This is a genomic window from Huijunlia imazamoxiresistens, assembly GCF_037132455.1.
In the GTDB taxonomy this organism is placed as follows: Bacteria; Bacteroidota; Bacteroidia; order Chitinophagales; family Chitinophagaceae; genus Flavisolibacter; species Flavisolibacter imazamoxiresistens.
Map to the genome: position 1 here is coordinate 184,426 of NZ_JBBBEI010000009.1, position 18,951 is coordinate 203,376.

The 18,951-nt window shown below is 59.9% G+C and carries 7 protein-coding genes; 5 read left to right on the forward strand and 2 right to left on the reverse strand.

From position 1 onward, the window contains the following. The first annotated feature begins 156 nt into the window (after window positions 1-156). The 5 genes from V9K67_RS13255 to V9K67_RS13275 all read left to right on the forward strand — a co-directional run bounded on the left by V9K67_RS13255 (window position 157) and on the right by V9K67_RS13275 (window position 14,770). Entirely contained in the window at window positions 157-1,902 is a 1,746-nt protein-coding gene (locus tag V9K67_RS13255) for a glycoside hydrolase family 43 protein (protein ID WP_336723194.1), read from the forward strand. Between the two features lie 415 nt (window positions 1,903-2,317). After that, a complete protein-coding gene (locus tag V9K67_RS13260; protein WP_336723196.1) occupies window positions 2,318-8,893 on the forward strand; it encodes a glycoside hydrolase family 98 domain-containing protein in 6,576 nt (2,191 codons plus the stop codon). Between the two features lie 178 nt (window positions 8,894-9,071). Then, window positions 9,072-10,649, forward strand: coding sequence for a glycoside hydrolase family 43 protein (locus V9K67_RS13265; protein ID WP_336723197.1), 1,578 nt, complete (start codon window positions 9,072-9,074; stop codon window positions 10,647-10,649). Window positions 10,650-10,667: 18 nt separating this feature from the next. Continuing rightward, on the forward strand, window positions 10,668-12,032 hold the full coding sequence (locus tag V9K67_RS13270; RefSeq protein ID WP_336723200.1) for a family 43 glycosylhydrolase: 1,365 nt from the start codon (window positions 10,668-10,670) through the stop codon (window positions 12,030-12,032). A gap of 170 nt (window positions 12,033-12,202) precedes the next feature. After that, window positions 12,203-14,770: a glycosyl hydrolase 115 family protein gene (locus V9K67_RS13275; protein WP_336723201.1), complete on the forward strand. Its 2,568-nt coding sequence runs from the start codon at window positions 12,203-12,205 to the stop codon at window positions 14,768-14,770. Between the two features lie 124 nt (window positions 14,771-14,894). On the opposite strand, the gene V9K67_RS13280 is transcribed toward V9K67_RS13275, so the two are convergent. Beyond that, entirely contained in the window at window positions 14,895-15,476 is a 582-nt protein-coding gene (locus tag V9K67_RS13280; RefSeq protein ID WP_336723202.1) for a YdeI/OmpD-associated family protein, read from the reverse strand. Between the two features lie 191 nt (window positions 15,477-15,667). Then, window positions 15,668-18,946 carry a glycosyl hydrolase gene (locus V9K67_RS13285; protein WP_336723203.1) on the reverse strand — a complete coding sequence of 1,093 codons (3,279 nt, stop codon included), beginning with the start codon at window positions 18,944-18,946 and terminating at the stop codon, window positions 15,668-15,670. Between the last annotated feature and the right edge of the window lie 5 nt (window positions 18,947-18,951).

An 18,951-nucleotide genomic window follows, 5' to 3' on the forward strand; every position in this document is an offset into this window, starting at 1 on the left:
GCAATATTGGTTCGTTTAAGTTACAGACAAGCATGGACACGGAAGGGGTTTCCACTCCTTCCTCTTTTCCAAAACCTGTGGGAAGGAAGCCTTGAAGCGGCTGCCGGGGTTTTCGCAAAGAAGTTAAATTGACAAAAAATTCCAGAAAAAAATAAAATGAAAAAGAATAAGTTTCCATCCGTGGTCCTGAAAAAGCTGCCGCAGCTCCTCTTGTGGGGCGGGCTGCTGTCGGCCGCCCCTGCATCGGCGCAGGGCAATAAGGTCGCGTCCAAAGACGCCCCCCTCTTCAGCCAGTTTACGTACCGCGGCAACGACCGTATCTACAACGAAAACCCGCTGCAGCCCGGCGAATTTTATACGCCCGTCCTGCAGGGCTGTTATCCCGACCCCAGCATTACCCGCAAGGGCAATGATTATTACCTGGTGAATTCCTCCTTTGCCTTCTTTCCCGGCGTGCCCATCTTTCATTCCAACGACCTGGTCAACTGGAAGCAGATCGGCCACGTGCTGGACCGGCCCTCGCAGCTGAAAGTGGAAAAGTCGGGCATCTCCGCCGGCATCTATGCCCCGGACATCAAGTACAACCCCTATAACAACACCTTCTACATGATCACCACCCAGATTGCCGGCGGCATGGGCAATATGGTGGTAAAGACCAAAGACCCGGCCCAGGGATGGAGCGACCCCATCAAGCTCCAGTTTGCCGGCATCGACCCCGCCCTGTTTTTTGACGATAATGGCAAGGCCTACGTGGTGCACAACGACGCCCCGGACAAAGGAACCGAGCGCTACAACGGCCACCGGGTGATCAAGATCTGGGAATATGATTTGGAAAAAGACCAGGTGATCGCCGGCTCCGACAAGATCATCGTGGACGGGGGCGTGGACCTTTCCCAAAAACCCATCTGGATCGAAGGGCCGCACCTGTACAAGAAGGGCGGAAAGTATTATTTAATGTGCGCCGAAGGCGGCACCGGCGACTGGCACAGCGAGGTGGTGTTTGTCGGCGACAGCCCCAAGGGGCCCTTCCGGCCGGCCGGCAACAACCCGATCCTCACCCAGCGGCATTTTCCCAAAGGCCGGAAGGACCAGGTGAACTGGGCCGGCCATGCCGACCTGGTGGAAGGTCCGAACGGTCAATACTACGGCGTGTTCCTGGCGGTCCGCCCCAACGAAAAGAACCGGGTGAATACCGGCCGGGAGACCTTTATCCTGCCGGTGGACTGGAGCGGCGAGTTCCCCATCTTTCAAAACGGGCTGGTACCGCTGAAGCCCAAGGTGAAAACGCCCGGCGGCGTCACCAACCAGGCCGGCCAGAACGGCTTTATGCCGAACGGCAACTTCACCTTTACGGACAACTTTACCGCCGGCAAGCTGGATTACCGCTGGATCGGCATGAGAGGCCCCCGCGAAGGATTTGTCAGCACCTCCAAAAGCGGGTTAACCATCAGTCCGTATGCCGTCAACATCAAGGAGGCGGTGCCCACCTCGGCGCTCTTCCACCGGCAGCAGCACAATGCCTTTGATGCCACGGTGACCCTGAAGTACGCGCCCAAATCCGAAAAGGACCTGGCCGGGCTGGTGTGTTACCAGAGTGAAAAGTTCAACTACGTATTCGGCGTGACGAAAAAAGCGGCCGACTACTACCTGGTGCTGGCCCGGACGGAAAAGGGTGCTTCCCAGGTGATCGCCAGCGAGAAGATCAGCCTGCGGACGCCGGTGCAGCTGCAGGTAATGGCACAGGGCGACGAGTACACCTTCAACTATTCCACCGACGGGCAGAACTTTAAAAATCTCGGGGGCACGGTTTCCGGGGACATCCTTTCCACGGATGTGGCCGGCGGCTTTACGGGCAGCTTCATCGGCCTCTATGCCACGGCGGCCAATGACCTTCAGCCGTAGGAAGATTTGAGCACATACATCTCTTTTGGTTTTTTTTGCACGGGCAGTTCCGATTGGGGCTGCCCTTTTTCTGCGTATGTGCATTTGAGAAGTTCTTATGAATTGCGGCTTTTAGAGCGTCTGTTTTTTGAATTATTCCTTCGGTACCCGAAGGACAATATCAAATAAAAAGCTCTCTTAAAAGCATTAATTCATAAAGCTTTCCAGCAAATATTCACGACCAACAAACAACAAAAATGAAACCTATAGCATACTAACGGTAACGTATAATCCCTTACCAAAGCGGTAGGACAATCCTTCTCTAAGTTTGCCTAAATGTAGCATCCCTCCCGAAAACCCTGCTCTACTTTTACCTGCACCCCAACAATCCTGAAGGGTGCATTCCTCTCTTTTATTAACTATCAATTGCTCCATTATGAAAAGAACGTTACGTGCCTGCCACGTGCTAAAGGTCCTGCTATGCCTGTTCCTGCTGGCGGGTACCGTCGCCGCACGGGCGCAAACAAACCGCTACCTGCGGCGCCCAACCTCGCCTTCCAGCCCCATGTGGATCATCCACATCGACACCTGGAACTATGCCGACCCCCAGAAGATCATCGATATGGTCCCGGCCGACATCCGGCCGTACGTGGTGTTCAATATTTCCCTCTCCATCAGCCACGACGCCACTACCGGCAAGTGGAACCAGGTGGAATACGGCTATGAAACCGTCAAGTCCTGGCTCCGTACCTGTGCCGAAAACCGCGTATGGGCCATGGTCCAGCAATCCAGCGGCGGCTTCCAGCACTTTTCCGATTTCGACCTGGGCGTCTATGAAGAGCTGTACCGGGAATATCCCAACTTAATCGGTTTTAACTATGCCGAACAGTTCTGGGGCTATGACGATCCTTTTTCCGTCAGCTGGACCCAGCGCATGGCCCTGTTTACCAACCTGCTGAAATTGAGCAATAAGTACGGCGGCTACCTGGTGGTCAGCTGGTGCGGCAACCAGTGGAGCCCCAACATCAACCCCATGGCCATGATGAAACGCAATCCCGACTTTGCGGCGGCCAGCCGGCAATACACCCAGAACTTTATCCTTTGTGAAAAATACACCCAGCAGTCCTACCAGTCCGATATGGAAAGCCTTTGCCTGGGCGCCTACCTTTCCGGTTTCAGCGGGCAGTACGGCATCCGCTACGACGCCACCGGCTGGACCGACGCCACGGGCGTGAACGCCAACTTCACAATGGCCACCGCCGGGGCGCCCCACCTGGAGCACGTGATGCTGACCGGCGAAACCATCATTGACGGACCCGAAACCATCCCGGTGGAGCAGTCACGGGAGATCAGCGCCGGGCCGGCCACCGATGGCTTTACCACCCGGCGGTGGGAGTTCTATCCCCAGTTCTATAATGTGACGCTGGATATCTTCAGAAAGATCCTGGACGGAACGGTGCGGATTCCCAGCCGCAGGGAAGTGATCGACCGGACGAAGGTCGCCATTGTTCATGACGTGAATACCGGCAGCATCGACGACATGTACAGTACCCCCCAGACCCTGTTCGAAGGGCTCTACCGCATGGACGGCGACGGCAACCTCCGGGACAATAAGACATTTTTCAAAAAGTCGGGGCGCTACCCCACGGTACCCGTCGCCTTTCAGCTGGCGGATGCCGACGCCCGGTCCTTTGCGGTGCAGGTGAACCAGTCGGCCTATGGCAGCCGCTGGCCCAATACGGCTGCCAAGGTAGCCGAGTTCAACAGCCTGTTTCCGCAGGAATATACCGGTGATCTCTATGCGGGACGCCATGAGAACGGGTGGGTGGTGTACAACCCCTATAAGACCGGCCAGGCGGCCAGCGGGCGCATTCCCTTTCAATACAATACCTGCGACAGCATGGAGCTCACCTTTTCGCAGTACACGGCCGGCGTGGTCAAGGAAACGGCCCACCAGCTGAAATTTTATTTGAATAACTATGACAATGTCGTCAATACCGGCCTGAAGACCGATGTGATCAGGATCTACGGCAGCTCGGCGGAGCCTGCCTATACATTCACGGACCGGGGCAACCACCAGCCCAGCGAGGTGACGAAAAGCTGGTCGGGCGGCGTGCTGACACTGACCATCCGCCACAACGGCGCCCTGGACCTGGCGGTGAACTGTTCCGGTGCGGCTACGGGCCGCCGGACGCAGTACACCACCGCTTCCCTGCTGGCGCCGGGCATACCGGCCGCCTATACGGGACCGAGGCAGTACGAAGCCGAGTATTTCGATTACAAGAGCATTGCGGGCAACACCACCAGCGGCATCAACAGCGGCGTCAGCAGCTATACCGCCCAAGGGTTTTTACGCTTTGGCACCAATGCCGCTGCCGGCATCCGCAAAACCGTTACCGCCCTGCAGCCCGGCGCCTACCGCCTGCAAACGCGGTACACGGCCGTGGGTGGAGACGTCACCTCCGTGGACCTGTATGTCAACGGTGTCCAGGTGGCCACGCCTGTCTTTTCCCAGACCGCCACTACCAGCGCCTGGAACGTCAACGAGCAAACCATTACGCTGAAGGCCGGGGCCAATACCCTGGAGTTCCGGGCAAGCCGGGCGGGCTCCTTTGCCCTGAACCTCGATCATATCGTGCTGTCGGCTGCCGGCGGGGGCAACTACCATTTCGACCAGGATGCGGTCACCAGCGGTCCCGCCAACCCGCCGGCCCGCCTGGTGACCCTGCGTTCCGGTACGGCCGGAGTGGTGGCTTATACCGATGCGCAAAACTTTTCCAGCAACGGCTTCCGGGCCTATGGCGGCGGGGTGCTGAGCGGTACCGGCGTGGCCGACCTGGACCTGTTTCCTGTTGCCGCCAATTATTCGGTCACCTGGAAGGAGTATTATACAACGGCGGGCGGTAAGAAGGGCGTGCTGCTCCGCGCCAGCAATGGTGCCTGCCCCTATGCCGGCGGGATGAAGCAGGGCTATTTGTTTGTGGCTTCCTCCAACAGCGACCAGACCGTGACCCTGCAGCCGTATATTGCCGGCGCCGGCGGGCTAACGCCCCGGCCGTCCTTTACGTCTTCCTTTACGGTAGGGGCCAACACGGCCTGCTGGTACCGAGCCTCCGCTATCGGGAACACCCTGAAATTCGAATGCTCCCGCGACAGCATTCACTGGGAGGGCGGCGCCGCAACCACCTTTGCGGACGGGACGTATCCGGGCGGGACCACCCAGCTTTTGTGGGGTTTCGGGGCGCCGGACGGCTCCTGGATTGTCGATAACATCAGCTGCCAGGCGTCGTACCTGTCTGCCTCGAAGCTGGAGCTGTCCGGTTTCGCTTACCTGCAGGACGCGGGGCCGTCTGCCGGACAGGTAGTGACCGTCAGCGGCCGCTCGATGAGCGCACCTGCGGTAGTAACCGCCTCGCCGAATTTCGAGCTGTCGTTGCTGCCCTCCTCGGGTTTTGGGCCTTCGCTGACCCTTTCCCAGACAGCCGATTCTGTACCCGCCACCCCTGTATACGTGCGGATGAAAGCCGGGCTGCCCTCGGGGTCGTATACCGGCACCCTTTCCCTGAGCACGGCCGGCGCGGCGCAGGTGCATGTTTCTTTAGCCGGAAGTGTAAAGTTGCAAAAGGCGTATACGTTTACGGCGGATGCCGCCACCACCGGCGCCGCCAACCCGCCCGCCGCCAACATAACCGTAGCCGCCGGCAATACCGCCACCGCCGGTGTGGTAGACTATACCGATGCCGGGGGCGCCACCGGCAACCGTTTCCGGGCGTATAGCGGGGGGCAGCGCAATGCCACGGGGGCCATGGACCTGAACCTGTTCCCTGCAGATGCCACGGACTATTCTGTTACCTGGAAGCAGAGCGTGGGTACGGCCAATACGGATTACAAGGCAGGCGTGTTGCTCAGAGGTTCCGGCGAAGCAGGAACCGCCACTACCGGTTATGTACAGGGTCTGAGGCAGGGCTACCTGTTCATTGTGTATACCGCCAACGGGCAGGCGACCAAACATTCGGAATTCCGGGTGTACCGCTCCACTTCCGCCACTTCCCTGAATACGCTGGTGAATACTTCGGTCAACAGCCTGGTTCCTGCCGTGGGGCAATCCATCTGGTACCGGGCCACGGTTTCCGGAACTGCTTTGGTGAGCCTGAAGCTGGAATACTCCACCGACAGCCTGACGTGGACTACCGGCGCCACCGCCTCGGACGCCTCCGGAGCCTTCCCTGCAGGGGCCACCCAGCTGGTGTGGGGCCTGGGAACACCGAACTACAACTTTTTCCTGGACGATATTACCCTGAATGCCATCAAGCCTTCCGGGGTGCTGTCCTTGTCGGCGGACGCGTTGACCGGCTTGCGGTATCTCCGGGATGCGGGTCCTTCGGCCAGCCAGTCGTTTACGGTTTCCGGGAGCGCACTGCCCGACCAGGTAGTGCTGCAGGCCCCGGAGCCTTTCGAGATCTCTTTAAACGCCGGTTCGGGCTATGGCGCTTCGCTGACGCCGGCACAAAGCGGCGGATCGCTTCCGCAGACTCCTGTATACGTTCGCCTGAAGGCCGGACTGGCGGTCAATAATTACGAAGGGGCGCTTACGCTTGCCTATGCCGGCATCGCGGCCAGCCCCGACAAGGCAATTAGCCTGGGCGGCGCTGTCGTGCAGCCGGAGATCCTCGTGACCACACCCTCCGCCCTTAACGACCTGGGGTATATCGCGGGTTACCCTTCAGCGGAACGCAGCTTTACCGTAGCCGCAACTAACCTTTCCCAAAACCTGGAGCTCCGGGCTCCGGCCAATTTTGAAATCTCCTTGAGCCCGGGTGGGGGCTACGCCCCCGCGCTGACCCTGGCGCCCGCTACGGGCAGCATCGCTTCCACAACGATCTATGTGCGGCTGCAGCCGGGCTTGACGGGCACGGCTTACAGCGGGGAGATTGCCCTGGCTTCCGCCGGTGCCGCCGATCAGCGCATGACCCTCCAGGGTGCGGTGCAGGTGCAGGCGCTGACCGCTGTTTCCGAAACGGCTTTGGAAGGCTTTTTCTATAACTACTATGCTGGCGGCACTTCTCCGGAAAAGTCCTTCGAGGTTTGGGGCAACCCGCTGGCGGATGCGATTACCCTCACGGCGCCGGCGCATTTTGAAATTTCCCTGAGCCCGGGATCCGGTTATACCTCCTCCATCGTGCTGGCCCCGGCAAACGGGATGGTGGCACCGGTCACCGTCTATGCCCGGCTGAAAGCGGGCCTGGCCGAAAACACCTATTCCGGAAACATCAGCATTACCTCGAACACGGCTGCCGACAAGCAGGTGGCCCTGGGCGGTTCGGTTTCCTGGAGCCGGGTGTACGACTTCAGCAACGACGTGGCCACGACGGCGGCCACTCCCGGCACGACACCGGCGCTGAACATGACCGTGGGCCGGGACAACAGTGCGTCCGGTGGGGTAGTGGCATATTCCGACGCCGCTCAAAATACCAGCAACCGTTTCCGGGCGTACAGCGGCGGCAACCGCAACGCAACGGGCATCGTCGACCTGAACCTGTTCCCCTCCGATGCCGCGGATTATTCCGTGACCTGGAAGCAAAGCACCGGCTCCGTTACCGACTACAAGGTGGGCTGCCTGTTACGGGGCAGCGGTTCGGTGGGAACCGCCACCACGGGATACGTGCAGGGGATGCTGAACGGCTATGTGTTCATCGTGTACCATGCCGGCGCTGCCCGCACCGAGTTCCGCATCTACCGATCTACCACGGCCACTTCGCTCAACACGCTGGTGAACACCACCGTTGCGGGCTATGTGCCGGCCGTGGGCCAGTCGGTATGGTACCGGGCTTCCGCTACAGGCACGTCACCGGTAAGCCTGAAGCTGGAATACTCCACCGACAGCATCAGCTGGAATACCGGGGCCGTGGCCACGGACGCCACTGCCGGCGCCTTCGCCGCCGGGGCCACCCAGCTGGTATGGGGCCTGGCTTCGCCCGGCTACGATTTCTTCATGGATGATATTACGTACAATAAAGTGCCGAAGGCCCAGGCGGTCACCTTTAAGGCCCTGGCGCCCAAAAGGGTAGGGGATGCTGCCATAACCCCGGAGGCTACGGCTTCCTCCGGCCTGCCGGTCCGCTATAGTTCTTCGGATACGGGAGTGGCCACCGTGGTCGATGGTACCCTTCACCTCGTGGGACAGGGCACCGCCACCATCACCGCCGTACAAAGCGGGAACGAGGATTATGCCCCCGCCCAGGCCACGCAAACCCTGGCCGTGCTGCCCTGGAAGCTGTTGGTGCAGCACCTGGACGGCGATGGCGGCCAAACGGCCAACAACAACCTGCGTCCCTACCTGAAGGTGGTCAGCCAGGACAGCGTTCCGGTGCTCCTGAGTGAGCTTACCGCCCGCTACTGGATGACTACCGAAAACACCGGCCCTGTTATGGCCAACATCGACTGGGCGAAGATGGGTGCTGCCAAAGTGAAGGCCCGCTATGTAGGCCTGGCGGCACCCCTGCAGGGCGCTACCGGCTACGTGGAATACAGCTTCGATACGGCCGCCGGCCTGCTGAAGGCAGGCGCCCACTCGGGAGAGATCTTTTCGAAAGTGTACCACAGCAACTGGAAGGCCCTCAACGAGCTCAATGATTATTCCTATGCCGCCCACAGCACCTTCACGGCTCATCCGAAGGTGACCCTGTACCGCAACGGGCAGCTGATCTGGGGGGTGGAGCCGGCAGTTGCCGGATTGTCTGCCGCACGCATGGGCGTGCCGGAAGAAGAGGGGCAACCGGACGGTATATCGCTTTATCCCAATCCGGTAAACGACGTCCTGTATGTACGTGCAGGAAGCGTAGCGCCGGGAGCGGTCCTGGAGATCTATACGCTCACGGGCGTGCGGGTACACAGCACCCGGCTGGTCCGTGGTGTGCACACCCTGTCGCTGCAGGGCCTGGCTGCAGGCACGTACCTGGTGCAGCTGAAAAACGGCGCCGCCGTTACCACCAAAAAACTGGTGAAACAGTAGGCGCGGGGCTTTCCGGACTTCCATAAAAAAGAGGCTGTCTTTTCGGAGACAGCCTCTTTTATGCCAGCCGGGCAAACAATTTTATCCTTAGTTTCAACAAATAATCCCTTCCTCCTTAAGGGCCTATGCTACTTTTACCCTCTTTCAAATACCCTATTCACAAGAGAACCATCACCATATGAAAAGAATTCTTTTAGGACTGGCGCTGCTGGCGGCACCGGGGCTCTTTGCCCCCCTGGCGGCGCAGGAAGGCCGGGCGCAGAACCCCATCATTTTTGCCGACGTTCCCGACCTGTCGATGCTGCGGGTGGGCGACACCTACTACATGAGCAGCACCACGATGCATATGAATCCCGGCGTGCCGATCATGAAATCGAAAGACCTGGTCAACTGGCAGCTGGTAAGCTATGCCTACGATACGCTGGCCAGCATGGACGAGCTGAACCTGGAAGGGGGCAAAAGCACCTACGGCAGGGGCTCCTGGGCCAGCACCATCCGTTTCCACAAGGGCACCTATTACGTGTCCACCTTTGCCCAGACTACCGGGAAGACCTACGTATACAGCACGAAGGATATCGAAAAAGGACCCTGGAAGGTGGCGTCCTGGAAGCCGGCCTTCCATGACCATTCCCTGTTTTTCGATGACGACGGCCGCGTGTACATGATCTACGGCGGGGGCAAGCTCCGGCTGGTGGAACTCAAGGCCGATGCCTCGGGGGTAAAGCCGGGCACCACCGAACAGGTGCTCATCGAAAATGCCAGCGCCCCCTCGGGCGCCAATGTGGGCCTTCCGGCCGAAGGTTCCCAGCTGTTTAAAATCAATGGCAAGTACTACCTGTTCAACATCACCTGGCCGCGGGGCGGCATGCGCACCGTGGTGGTGCACCGGGCCGATAAGATCACCGGCCCTTATGAAGGGCGGGTGGCCCTGCAGGACCTCGGCGTTGCCCAGGGTGGATTGATCGATACGCCGGACGGCCGGTGGTTTGCCTACCTGTTCCGCGATTTCGGCGCGGTGGGCCGTATCCCGTACTGGGTGCCGGTAAAATGGGTCGACGGCTGGCCCGTACTGGGCAACGAAGGCAAGGTGCCGCAAACCCTGGACCTGCCCGCCTCCAAGGGCCTGATCCCCGGTATTGTAGCCCCCGATGAATTCAGCCGCCGCAAGGGCGAACGCCCCCTGCCCCTGGTATGGCAGTGGAACCACAACCCCGACAACCGCCTGTGGTCGGTGACCCAGCGCAAAGGCTACCTGCGCCTGGCCACCGGCAGGACCGACACCTCCTTCCTGCTGGCAAAGAATACCCTCACCCAGCGCACCATCGGGCCGGCCTGCAGCGGTTCCACTTCCCTGGACGTGGCGCATATGGCCGAAGGCGACTTTGCCGGCCTGGCCCTGCTGCAGAAACGCTACGGCCTGGTGGGCGTGCAGTACAAAAACGGGACGAAGTCCCTGGTGATGGTCAGCGCCGAATCGGAAAAGCCGGTGGAGCTGGAGCGGATCCCGCTTTCGCAAAAGACGGTGTTCCTAAAAGCCGAATGCGACTTCCGCGACCGCAAGGATATCGCCCGCTTCTTTTACAGCCTGGACGGGCGGTCCTGGACGCCCATCGGCGGACCGCTGAAGATGGCGTATACCATCCCGCACTTTATGGGCTACCGCTTCGGCCTGTTCAACTATGCCACCGAAAAGGCGGGCGGATACGTCGATTTCGATTTCTTTCATATAGAGGACCGGATTGCCACTACTCCTTAATCAATTCCTGAATAAGTTATGTTTTTAAAAAATAGCCGCCGTTACCTGCTCGGCAGCCTGTTGCTGGCCGGCACCCTTGCCGGTGCCTCCAACCGGGTGCTGGCGCAAAACCCTTTGATCCAAAACCAGTTCACGGCCGATCCTTCCGCCCGGGTGTTCGGCGACCGGGTATATGTGTATCCGTCCCATGATATCCTTTGCGAAGAAGGGAAAGGGCGCCCCGGCTGGTTCTGCATGGAAGACTACCACGTCTTCTCCTCGGCCAACCTGGCCGACTGGACCGACCATGGCGTCATCGTGCGCCAGGATAAGGTGCCCTGGGTCAATGACACCACCTACAGCATGTGGGCGCCGGACTGCATCTACCGCAACGGCAAGTATTACTTCTATTTCCCGTCAAGGGTAAAAGATACGACGCTGGCCAAAGGGTTTTCCATTGGCGTGGCCGTAGCCGATCAGCCAACCGGTCCCTTTACCGTGCAGCCCAAACCGATCCGGGGCGTCCGGGGCATTGACCCGGCCGTGTTCCTGGACAAGGACGGACAGGCTTATTTGTACTGGGCCGAAGGCCATTTGTACATGGCCAGGCTAAAGGAAAACATGCAGGAGCTGGCCTCGGAGCCGCAGGTCATTGCCAACCTCCCCGACAAGGGGCTGAAGGAAGGTCCCTACCTGTTCGAGCGCAACGGCCTGTACTACCTGACCTACCCGCACGTAGCCAACAAGACCGAACGGCTGGAATATGCCATCGGCAAAAGTCCTATGGGGCCGTTTACGCCTGCCGGCGTCATCATGGACGAATCCGCCTCCGGTTGCTGGACCAACCACCAGTCCATCCTCCAGTATAAGGGCCAGTGGTACCTGTTTTACCACCACAACGACCTGTCGCCCCAGTTCGATAAGAACCGGTCGATCCGGGCGGACAGCCTGTTTTTCCTGCCCGACGGCACCATCCAAAAAGTGGTGCCCACCCTCCGCGGCGTAGGGCTGACCGGGGCGCAGGCCGAAATACAGCTGGACCGCTACAGCCGCCTCAGTGACCGGGGCGCTTCCATCGCTTTCCTGGATCCTCAAAATACCTTCCGGGGCTGGAAGACCGTGCTGGAAGGCCCGGGCGCCTGGGTGCAATACAACAGCGTGGATTTTGGCAAAAAAACGTTCCGGTCGGTGGGACTACGGGGCCAATCTTCAACCGGGGGCACGATACAGGTCCGGGCTGGTGGTGCCGAGGGTCCCCTGCTGGCCGAAGTCAACATACCCAAAGGAAAGGACTGGGGCCTGGTGAAGGCATCTTTGCGCCTGCAACCTTCCGGAACGAAAAACCTGTTTGTCAGCACAAAAGGAGCCGGCCGTGTGGAACTGGACTGGATCCGGTTTGAATAGCTTTTCTGATGGTTTCAAGGGGAGCGGCGGGCGCCGCACACAGCCGCGTAAACAATTGTTATATAAGTTTCGACAAATGAGCCATGGCTGCCGGGGCGGGGTGCCTACTTTTACCCTCTTCCCGGAAAGCCTCCGGCCCCGGGTTTCGGACTGATGATAAACGACGCATAATGAAACACCTGATTGTTTGCCTGGTTACGTTATGGGCTGCCTTTTTCCAGAAGGCGATGGCCCAGGATCTTCCTAATATTATTACCGCTCAAAAGAGCCCGGGGGCGTTTGCCCTCGCGGAGGGCGGCGCCACCGCTTCCATAGTAGTGGAAGCCGGCGCGGACTCGCTGCTGCACAAGGTGGCCGGCCTGTTCCGCGACGACGTGGAACGGGTAACGGGCCAGCGGCCCGGCATCAACACCACTTCCGGGTCGGCCAAAAACATAGTCCTGGTCGGGGAGATCAGCCATTCGGCCCTCCTGCAGCAACTGGTCAAAGCGGGTAAATTATCGATCGCCGGCCTGAAAGGAAAGTGGGAAGGCTACCGCATCCAGGTAGTGAAGGCGCCGTTCAAGGGCGTGGACCAGGCCCTGGTGGTCGCCGGCAGCGACCGCAGGGGAGCGGCCTACGGCCTGCTGGAGCTTTCGCGCCAGATGGGCGTGTCGCCCTGGTACTGGTGGGCCGACGTGCCGGTACAGCGGAAGAGCGCGCTCTATATAAAAGCCGGAACGGTTCTGGCCGATGCCCCCGGCGTCAAATACCGCGGCTTTTTTATCAATGACGAAGCCCCTGCCTTAAGCAGCTGGAGCAAGGAAAAATTTGGCGGCTTTAATCACCGCTTTTACGAAAAGGTGTTCGAGCTGCTCCTCCGCCTGAAGGGCAACTACCTCTGGCCGGCCATGTGGGGCAATGCCTTCAACGCCGACGATACCCTGAACCCCGTACTGGCCCACCGCTGGGGCATTGTTATGGGCACCTCGCACCACGAGCCGATGGTGCGGTCGCAGCAGGAATGGAAACGTTTTGGCAAAGGCGCCTGGAATTACGAAGAGAATAAGGCCGTCCTCCAGGATTTTTGGAAAAAAGGTATCGAGAACAGCCGCGGCCACGAAAGCATCGCCACCATCGGCATGCGCGGCGACGGCGACGAACCCATGACCGAAGGCACCGCCACCGCCCTGCTGGAGCGGATCGTAGCCGACCAACGGAAAATCATCAGCGACGTTACCGGCAAGCCTGCCGCCCAAACGCCCCAGCTCTGGGCCCTGTACAAGGAAGTGCAGGATTATTACGACAAAGGCATGCGCGTGCCGGACGACGTAACCCTGCTGCTGTGCGACGACAACTGGGGCAATATCCGCAAGCTGCCGAAGCTGAACGAAAAACCCCGCAGCGGCGGCTATGGCATCTACTACCACTTCGACTATGTGGGCGGTCCCCGCAACTACAAATGGCTGAATACCAACAATATTGCCCGTGTATGGGAGCAAATGCACCTGGCCTGGGAATACCACGCCCGCCAGATCTGGATCGTGAACGTGGGTGATATCAAGCCCATGGAGTTCCCCCTTTCCTTTTTCCTGGACCAGGCCTGGGCCCCCCAAAAATGGAATCCCAATAACCTCCGCACCTACTACACCCGCTGGGCCGAATCCCAGTTCGGCGCCCCGCAAGCCGGGGAGATCGGCGACCTGCTGCGCCTCTACGGCCAGTACAGCGCCCGCCGCAAGCCGGAACTGCTGGATGCCCGCACCTACAATGCGGAGGAGTGGGACCGGGTGGTGGCCGAATGGAACGCCCTTTTAGGACGGGCCGAAGCGGTGAACGCCGCACTGCCCGCCGCTGCCCGCGACGCCTTTTTCCAGCTGGTGCTGCACCCGGTAAAAGCCCTGGCCAACCTGCACGAGCTGTACCGGGCCGTGGCAACCAACCGGCGCCTGGCCGACCGGGGCGACGCCCGCGCCAACGCCTTTGCCGACAAGGCCAAACACTTTTATGCAGCCGACTCCCTGATTACGTTGGAATACCACCGGCTCGCCGGCGGCAAATGGAACCATATGATGAGCCAGACCCATATCGGCTATACCTACTGGCAGCAGCCGCCTTTCCAGAAAATGCCGGAAGTGGCCTATGTGCCCCAGGGCGCAACCGCCCGGGAAGCGGCCAAAACGGAAGTGGTGTATCAAACCGCCGAACACCTGGTTCCTGCCACGGCGAAAGGTTCGGTATTTTATGAACAGGAGGGCTATGTGTCGCTGGAGGCCGAACATTATACCCGGGCGGTGCCCGCCGGGGGGCTGAGCTGGAAGGTGATCCCCGATATTGGCCGGACCGGCTCCGCCATCACCACCTTCCCGGTAACGGCGCCGGACCAGCAGCCGGGCAAGGGCGCCCGCCTGGAGTACGACTTTTACACCTATGATACCGGCAGGGTGGTGCTGCAGGCTTTCTTTTCGCCCACCCTCAACTTCCCCGGCGGCGACGGCCTGAAGTATGCCGTTTCCCTGGATGGCGAGGCGCCGCAGGTGATCACCCTCAACAAGGACGACAACGACGGGCGCGCCTGGGGCAGCTGGGTGTCGGACAATATTATCCGGAAAAGGTCGGAGCACCGCCTTCGGACCCCCGGCAGGCATACCCTGACGTACTGGCCCGTTTCCCCGGCCGTACTGCTGCAAAAGGTCGTGCTGGACCTGGGCGGCCTGCAGCCGTCCTACCTGGGCCCGCAGGAAACCAGGCGCCAATGATCCGTTTCCTTAAAAATTTTCATTAATCGTTCATCGTACAAGCACAAGCAAGCATTAACGGAGGGGGTTTCTACCCCCTCCTCTTTTTTTGCGGCTTCCGGATGGCGCTTGTTTCACCAGGGACTTAAAGGTCATTTAACCCTTTTCCATCGAGGATTTGAGGAATGCATTTTTCTACCCGGCTTACCCGGGTTTTGGATTGCTTGGGGGCGGAAAAGTGAAGGACGTAGGCCCGTTGCCGTCCCGGCGTCAACGCCTCGAAAGCTGCTCTGAGGGTAGGGTCTTCCGTTAATTTCCATTGGAATTCTTCGGGGAATACGAGGTCCGTGCTTTTTTTAAAGGCCACTTTCAGGCCGGCCTTTTCCACTTCGATGGCTTCATAGATAAAGGCTTTCAGGAGGGCTTCCTGTTCCTCGATTTCGCGAACACCGGTAAAGCGGGCCTGGCGTGCCGCCTGCACGTTTGCGGTTTGTTGAATAAGCATACCCTGGGCATCCTGTAACAGGGCGCCTTTGAAAAACAACAGGGCGCAGTATGCTTTAAAATCATGGATCAGCACGATGTTCTTTCCCTGGAACGTATAGGCCGGAACGCCCCACTTCAATTCTTCCGACAGCCCGCAGTCCAGCACGATCGTTCTCAGGGCGTTGATCGCTTCCTGCCACTTTCCTTCATTGTTAAAATAAAAATCAACCTTAGGGTTCATGGTCGTCATTGTTTAAGCGCTTGTGTGCGCCAATGATAATGAATTTCCTGCGACAGGCAGGGGCAAAAAAAAGGGCCCGAATAGAAATTCAGCCCCGTATTAAATCCAATATCCTATGAAAAACCAGGGCGAAAATAGGCAGGCCCCGGCTTATAAAAAAGTATATGCGTGTCCGGAAGACACCATTAGCATCATTTTAACGAACGGAAGAGCAGTTGCACCTGCCGCAGGCCCGAAGGCTCCAGGGCATCCTGTGGCGTGGCGATCAGCGGATAAGCATACGTGATGCGCTTTTCCTCCGGTAACCCGGCATCGTAGATCATCCGGTTCATCAGGGAATTGGCCACGTGGATCTCGATTTCATTTTCCCCCTTCCGTACATACTTTGAAATCTCCAGCTGCCAGGGCGAACACCACACTACCCCGGCTTCCTGCCCGTTGACCCGCACCCGGGCAATGAAACGAGGGTTGCCCAAATCCAGGTAGACCCGGTCGCCGCCGGGATCCAGCGACAGCGTCTTTTTGTAGACCGCCGTTCCGGAATAATATTTTATTTGGGGCTCGTCCTGCTGGGTCCAGTCCACGAGGCGCGGAAAGCTGCGTTCGCCCGGCCCGCCCATCTTTTCATCGAAATACACCTTCCAGGGGCCCTCCACCACTTCGGCCCGGTCCGCGGCGCCGGGCCGGGAGGGGAGCGGCTCCGCTTTGTCCGTAACCACCACGAAGCCCGATTCCCGGGCCGCCAGCCCCAGGCGGACCGTTACCGTTTGTCCATCCGAACGAACGGTCGGGAGGGCGAAGCGCTCGCCCGTTACGCCGTTCCAGAACTGCACCTGTTTGCCCGTAGCGGCAAAGGTAAACAGCTGGTCTTCCGGGGCATCTTTGTGGTTGTCCAGGAAATACAGGTCGCCATCGGGCAGGCGGCGGTGGGCAAAGTAAATTTTGGCGCTTTTCGTATCCCCTTTTTCCAGGGCCACATCCGGCAACAGGCCGGCCTGCTGCATCGCTTCCGCCAGCGTGCCGCCCCAGTACACCGTTCCTTTTCCATACGCCTGCACGCCCTGGCTGCCCGGAACCTTTCCCCACAGGGCATCGGCCAGCCGCTGGTATTCCGCATCTTTTTGCCGGTCCCTGCCCGACCCGGAGCGGGCCGGTTTGGGCCCGTACACGTTGGCGCCCTGTTGCACGAGGGCGGCGATCTTGCGCAGGGCGTCCAGGGTGAGGTCGCCGTTGCGGGGCAGCACCATCAGTTGGTAGTCCACGCCGTCGGGCAGCACGATCCTTCCCGGGCGGGCCTGCATGCGCGTGAGCAGGGCGTCGGTGGTGCAGGCATCGAAGTCAAAGCCGCCGGGGATATCGGGCAGCCGGTAGGTGAGGATCTTTACGGGGGCATTTTCGCCCAGGTACACGCACAGGCCGGCCACGGGGCGGCCCTGCCGCATCAGGTAGGCGACCCGGGACTGGTAGTCCCAAAAGGGGCGGCTGTAGGGCCACCAGCTGTTGTTGCGGTTGATGGCATAGTGCCGGCCCCCGCCGGTGCTGCCCGGCAGCTTGTTGAGCCAGGGCTGGTAGGCCGAGGCGCAGACCACGAATTCGTTGATGCCGAAGGCATAGGCGTAGTCGGCCAGGGATTTCAGGTCGGCCGGCGAGGCGCTGTACCGGGCATCGGTATACGCCTCCCCGGAAGCAATGGGCTTGCCGTAGAGGTGGGCGGCGGAGGCGCTTTCCTTGATGTCGTAGTTGCCGTCGGGATGGATGGCCCAGAACTCTCCCTGCGGTTTCGCTACTTTGCTTTTCGCAAAAATCGGGTCGCCGGGGATGCAGAGGGCGTTGCCGATGGCCTGGGCGGTGAAGGTGAGGCCCTTCCCGCGGCAGAGGCGGTCGAAGGTGCCGTAATAGTTGTCGGCCATCAGGTCGGCGATGTTGCGGCGTACGTCGAAGAGGAAGCCGTCCGATTCGCGTACGCCGTTCACCACGTAGCCCGCCAGGGCAGGCAGGTAGGGCAGGGGATCGTACTGCCGGCGCAACCGGAACTCCTCCATAAAGTTGTCCGTCCAGTTTTGTGCGCCGGCTTCATGGCTGTCCATGGCCACACCCGATATGCTGCCGCTATGGGTAACCGTTAGGGAGTCCACGATTTTCTCCACGTAGTTTTTCCAGTGCAGTTCGGCGGCCCTTGCCGACAGCTTATCGCATTCCTTCCCGATCAGGTTCTTCCGCCCGTGCTTGATGGAAGCGCCCGTGGGCACGTAGGCGAACCGCATCACCATCCAGTTGCCGGGAGGGGCGTCCCAGATTAGGTTGCCTAGAGTATCCATCTTGCCGGTAAGGTTGATGATGCTGCGGGCGTCGATGGCCTCCGGGCGGCTATACGCAGGCGTTCGATCCGCCTCGATATACTCGGAGAACAGGCCTGCCTTTTCTTCCCACTGGTCGAGTTTTGCGGCGGAGTGCAGCACGATGGGGCCGATGCGGAGGTCGCGGTTTTTTTCGCCGCTTTCCCACCAGTCGTGGAAATGCAGCCGGAAGTATTTGGCCGTTACCGGGGCAAAGGAAATGGTTTTCTGGCGCCAGCTTTCATGGGCGCGGTAAATGGGTTTGAGGTCGCAGACCTTTTCGTAATGGATCCCGTCGGCCGACGCTTCCAGCTGTCCCAGGTCGGGCAGGAGGCGGTAACCGGTGCCCACGAAGGTGGGGCCGGGCGGGCCGGGTACATTGGTGGCGCTGGAGGTGGCCTTGCCCTTGGGTTGTACTTCGTAGGTAATGCTGCGGGCTTCGAAGGTTTTGGGGAATTCCAGGTTGATATAAATGCCTTCCTCTTTGGGGGCGATGGTCGTCAGCGTGGCGGCCCTGGGGTGGAATAGCTTTTCCAGGTCCACGCCTTCGGCGTTGGAGGAAAGGCGGACCCCTTCGGTAGCCGAGCTGGTGCCTGCTCCCGCGGGGGCGGGAAAGGCCAGTACGGCCACGTCGCGGTAAAAGTTATAGGTGTTGGTGGGTGCTTCCAGCCGGCCCGTGAAGCGGCCGCCGCCCCGGACGAGGGTTTCGGTGGCCGTGAGTCGCTTCATGCTGTTTTCGTGGTCGATCCAGGGGCCGCCGGCTACGTAACCGTTGGAGAGGTGCACTTCGAAGGTGAGTCCCAGCCGCTTTGCCTCTTCGGCGGAAAACCGCAGCATCCGCCACCAGTCCGGCGAAAACCCGGGCAGGGCATTTTCGGCTTTTCCATGCGATTGATCATAATAAACCACCCCGCCCACGCCCGCCTGCCGGAAGGCTTCCAGGTCGGCGGTGATGCCTTCCGTTGTGGTTTCCGTTTCGCCATGGAACCACCATACCTTGGTGCGGGTACTGTCCTGGGGATGCTCAAACCCGTAAAGGGCGTCGGACAGCCGCCCGCCGGCAGGAGGATGAAAATGGGTGGCGCAGCCTCCCAGCAGGAGGCTGAAACAGAGCAGCAATCGATTCTTTTTCAACAGGG

Coding starts and splice junctions, on each gene's coding strand:
- V9K67_RS13275 (WP_336723201.1), top strand. CDS start 12,203: ATGAAACACCTGATTGTTTGCCTGGTTACGTTATGGGCTGCCTTTTTC.
- V9K67_RS13265 (WP_336723197.1), top strand. CDS start 9,072: ATGAAAAGAATTCTTTTAGGACTGGCGCTGCTGGCGGCACCGGGGCTC.
- V9K67_RS13270 (WP_336723200.1), top strand. CDS start 10,668: ATGTTTTTAAAAAATAGCCGCCGTTACCTGCTCGGCAGCCTGTTGCTG.
- V9K67_RS13260 (WP_336723196.1), top strand. CDS start 2,318: ATGAAAAGAACGTTACGTGCCTGCCACGTGCTAAAGGTCCTGCTATGC.
- V9K67_RS13255 (WP_336723194.1), top strand. CDS start 157: ATGAAAAAGAATAAGTTTCCATCCGTGGTCCTGAAAAAGCTGCCGCAG.
- V9K67_RS13280 (WP_336723202.1), bottom strand. CDS start 15,476: ATGAACCCTAAGGTTGATTTTTATTTTAACAATGAAGGAAAGTGGCAG.